Raw genomic sequence first — 4,642 nt, forward strand, 5'->3', positions numbered from 1 at the left:
TAATACCTCCTTTCAAGCCCCATACATCATGATTCCTACAGGTGGTTCATCGGGAAAAATTAAATTTGCTATTCATACATGGGAAACTCTCATAGCATCTGTACAAGGATTTACAGAATATTTTCAGCTAACCCAAGTCAATTCTTTTTGTGTATTACCGCTATATCATGTTAGTGGATTGATGCAATTTATGCGTTCTTTTACCACTGGAGGTAAATTAGCTATCGCACCATTTAAAACTTTAGCATCTAGTCCAGAATATCAAATTAAACCAGAAAATTTTTTCATATCTTTAGTACCCACACAATTACAACGCTTACTAGAAAACCCCCAATTAACACAATGGCTATCCCAATTCCAAACTGTACTTTTAGGAGGCGCACCAGCGTGGGATGAACTCTTAGAAAAAGCGAGATTTCACCGCATTCGTTTAGCACCAACTTATGGCATGACAGAAACAGCCTCTCAAATTGCCACCCTCAAACCCGATGACTTTTTAAATGGTAAAATTAACAGTGGTCAAATTCTTCCTCATGCACAGGTAAAGATTCGCAATCAACAAGGTGAAGTTTTAAACACTAATCAAACTGGAAATATCACCATTCAGGCGCAATCATTAGCCCTGGGCTACTATCCACAAACCTGCGAAAATCACCATTATTTACAACTAGACGACTTAGGATATTTAGATTCACAAGGTTATTTAAATATTATCGGACGTAGCAGCGACAAAATTATCACAGGTGGAGAAAACATTTACCCAGCCGAAATTGAAGCCGCAATCAGAACAACTCAAATGGTAACTGATGTTTGTATCATCGGCTTACCTGATAAACACTGGGGACAAGCAGTAACAGCCATTTATATTCCCAAACATCCCCATATTTCCACCTTAAAACTGCAAACAGAACTCAATCAAAAACTCAGCAAATTCAAAATTCCCAAACATTGGATTGCTGTAACCACCTTACCCCGAAATTCCCAAGGAAAAATCAACCGCCAACACCTGCAAAAAATAGCCAAAGAACATCTACAAAATCTCTCTTAACTTTCTTCTCTCTGCGCCCTCTGCGTCTAAAGCCCTGGGGGCATACGCTGCGCGAAGGCGGTACGTGTCTACGTTTCTAACCACTGAATCATCTCAGCCGATAAATCCTGCTTACTTCTACTAACCGCATCAATACAAACGTGTCTAGTAACAGCCTTAGCAACCAGCACATTGTCAACCATTATTGCATAAGTAACTTCAAACTTATTTACACCTAATTTCTGAGGAATTAAACTAATTTCCAACTTATCCCCACAGAACATCGGGCGAAAAAAATCTACATTCCCATGAACAATCGGAAAAGCCACAGATGGATGAGTAAAAAAAGCTTTGAGATCAATATTTGATGCTTCTAAAGATGCTTCATAAGCTTCATGACAAATAGACAAAACATTAGCAAAATAAACTACTCCAGCAGCATCTGTATCTTGAAGGCGAATAGTCCGATGATAAATAAAAGACATTATTTATTAGTTCGTAATTAGCAAAGGCCACTTGATCATAATAAACCACAGCCCAACACCAAATAAATTACAAATTACAAATTACGAATTACGAATTACGAATTACGAATTACGAATTACGAATTACGAATTACGAATTACGAATTACGAATTACAAATTACGAATTATTTCAAAGGTTGGTATATATCCTCAGAACAAGGGTTGAGATAAGGACGCTGTAAATCAATCAAATGCTGAGAAAAATGTTGGTCAATCGTCCTCATACGTTCCTCCATCGCATTCTTACCTTTTTCCCAAGCTTCCAACAAAGCATTTGCCACAATTTGACAACGGTTCATCCCAAAACTTTCTTGTGCGGTGAACTTTTGGCTTGGTTCTTCAGCTAGACTCAATCCTGGGGCTAAAAACTTGGTAAACAAAGGTATTTCTGGCTGAAAATGAGATTGATACTTTGTATAAACAACCTGAAGAACTTTGCGAATTTCGGCATAATCCTGGCGTTCAAAATAAAGTATACCTGAGTCATAACGGCCGTATGCAGCAGAATTATAGAGAACCTGAAAAGTAAACGGAATACTAGCTGCATTGAGTTGTTGCGTCAATCCATCCATGCAAGCGATCGCACCAGATGAGGTAAAGTTAAAATAGATTCTACCAATCCCCAAATCCGCATCTGGATTACCTTGCTTTTCCTGTCCAACGTTGCTTACTGCTAAATAACAGCCCTTTTGCAATCGATTTTTAGGCATCCAAATAGCCACTGATTCTCCCACCTTAGCCGATTTTTTACCGGGTTTGAGGTGACATTCTGGTTCTACATAGACAGTCAAACCACCTTTAGTTACTGCCATACTTCCATCCGGTTCCAGACTCAACACCTGCCAACTGGGGTCAAAATAACCTTTACCGTGATTGCTAGTTTGTAGTTGTTCGTAAAACTCCCAATCAACATCTAAAATAGAATTAATTTCTAAATTTTGGTGTCGCAAGCAATGGGCAGTTTCAATATTAACAGCCAAGGTGCTTTGTAAAGAACCATTATAATAGATACCATACAGAAAATTTCGCAGTAATAGACTGAGATATTTATGCTGCAAAGCCACAGAATTTTGTTGGAATCTATCCGCTACTTTAGCTGGTAAAGCAAAGGGTTGATAATTTGGATGATGAATACAAAAATTGGACTTAATCTCAATATTACTAGCAATATCAAACAGAGGAGTTAGTAAAGAATTAGTAGAAGAATTTAGCATTAATTAATTCAGAATAAATTCCACAAAGATTTTAATTGAAACCACGCAGCCGAGTTTTTTGGTAATAAACAGGAACTAATTTTTTCTCTCCTTCAAGTTGAACAAATTTATGAACTATTGCTGAAGATTTAACAATTTTTGACTCAGAAACCCCAAAAATACTCAATACAGATTGTTCGGGTATAGTCAGGAGATTTTTAGCAATTTGCAGCATATAAATGTCATTATTACCAAAGTATTTACGATACTTAATAGTTTCTTGAATTTGATTAATTAGTGCCAGTCCCGTAAACTGGATGACTCGGACAATAAAATCACTCCGGTACTCCAAAATCATGGGAAAAGCATTCAGATAAGCCCGCATTAACGCCAGCAATGAAGGTTGAAGCATCTCTAAGGGTGTCATGGCTAAACGCAGTGATTCTTCTAACTCAATGCTGGAATCTACCACTAAACTAGAAAGCCAAATCCCTAAATAGCTGGCAATTAGACTACCCAAATCAACGGCTGGATCTCCCCAACTACAAGCTTCCCAATCAATCAATTTAATTAGGCAATTGTCTAGCTGATCCCAACGAGAATGAATTAAGATATTATTTAAGTTCAGGTCGTTGTGTGTCAAGCAACAAGGTTGCCATTCATAAGCCAAATCCGCGATCGCTGATTCTAAACTTTCATAACGTTGATAAAGTAGGTAGAATTTTAATGCCTCAGTGGGAACTGTACCAAAGATTTCTGGGCTAATTGAATCTACCCCTTGCGCCGGATTGTAAAAGTTATAGCGAAACTGTCCTTCAGGTGCAGTTGCCATAAAATCACGATATTCTCGCTGTTGAAAGGTAGCACGATGAAGTTCCGCTAATGACGTACCAATGGCGGTAGCAATTTCCGGCGGAAAAATATCGTTGTGGCCATAAAATTCATTTAGTTCTGAATATTCACTTAAATAATTACGAACGAGGATGGAACTCTCCTCATTAAAATGTAGTATTGATGGTGCGAATGCCGAAATATTTCCCAGCACCGGAAACTGTTGCAGCAATTGGTGAAACAACCACTCATTAAAAAATACATGGGGATTTTCATTATTTTCAATATGATGTTTTTGTTTTACCAGCAGTTTTTGATTACCTGCTAGAGTTACCCGTAAATTTAAATTATGCTGGCTACTTTTCACCAACTCATATTTATTTGCTGCTCCATCTTCTGAGCAACACAGACCTGTTTCTTGCAGATACTGGATAATGTTGTGAGAAGACAGTGATAATAACATATACTATGTCCTACTTCGTAAAATTATTGTTAAAATTACCATTAATTGAGATTAATCTTGCTTTAGCAGTTTTGATAGGCAGCAAAAATTGCTCTTATATATTAATATCTCATCTGTCAAATTAAAACTCGCCATAATGGCAATATAACTTTAAATTTTAATTTAAATTATACTGACAAAACACTATAAAATATTGCAAGATATCCACTGAAAAATAGAAAATTGACAACTATCTAAAGAGAGATATTATCCTATACAAGCATTTTTTACGGGAAATTTTTCCTTTTACTGATATGATTCTGCCGATTAATTTCGTAAAAACAACGATTCATCTCATTTTCAGTATGGCTAATTTAACAGGGAGAGTAGAATCGCGTAGATCCTCAACACCACAAAAATTATATACAGCCTTATTTTTATTTATCATCACCAACTCAAAAAAACCGGATGTTTTCGGCTGTCAGAGATTATTTCTTCGCCAGATATTAATAATTGATACTGGATTAATGGCTTTAAAGTGATATTTATTACTAAGTTGATGCTGTAAAAGTGCAGTAAAGTTAATCCTCAATACTGAAGCGCTAGTTGATTAAATTCTGAATA

At 36.6% G+C, this 4,642-nt stretch carries 3 protein-coding genes and 1 pseudogene; 1 reads left to right on the forward strand and 3 read right to left on the reverse strand.

Annotated elements, in window-relative coordinates; all coding sequences use genetic code 11:
* Positions 1 to 1,048, forward strand: a 1,048-nt coding sequence (locus VB654_RS22885) for a 2-succinylbenzoate--CoA ligase (protein ID WP_323216121.1), incomplete at its 5' end; no start/stop codon positions are given.
* Here VB654_RS22885 and VB654_RS22890 read toward each other — a convergent pair.
* The 3 genes and pseudogenes from VB654_RS22890 to VB654_RS22900 all read right to left on the reverse strand — a co-directional run bounded on the left by VB654_RS22890 (position 1,031) and on the right by VB654_RS22900 (position 4,039).
* Positions 1,031 to 1,512 (reverse strand): annotated as a pseudogene (locus VB654_RS22890) (acyl-CoA thioesterase). The gene VB654_RS22885 and the pseudogene VB654_RS22890 overlap by 18 nt on opposite strands.
* A 165-nt stretch (positions 1,513 to 1,677) precedes the next feature.
* Complete coding sequence (locus VB654_RS22895) at positions 1,678 to 2,766, reverse strand: T3SS effector HopA1 family protein (protein ID WP_323216122.1); 1,089 nt, start codon at positions 2,764 to 2,766, stop codon at positions 1,678 to 1,680.
* 31 nt (positions 2,767 to 2,797) lie between these two features.
* Positions 2,798 to 4,039, reverse strand: a complete 1,242-nt coding sequence (locus VB654_RS22900) for an aminoglycoside phosphotransferase family protein (protein WP_323216123.1) — start codon at positions 4,037 to 4,039, stop codon at positions 2,798 to 2,800.
* Between the last annotated feature and the right edge of the window lie 603 nt (positions 4,040 to 4,642).

It is taken from the genome of Nodularia sp. UHCC 0506 (assembly GCF_034931045.1).
Taxonomy (GTDB): Bacteria; Cyanobacteriota; Cyanobacteriia; order Cyanobacteriales; family Nostocaceae; genus Nodularia.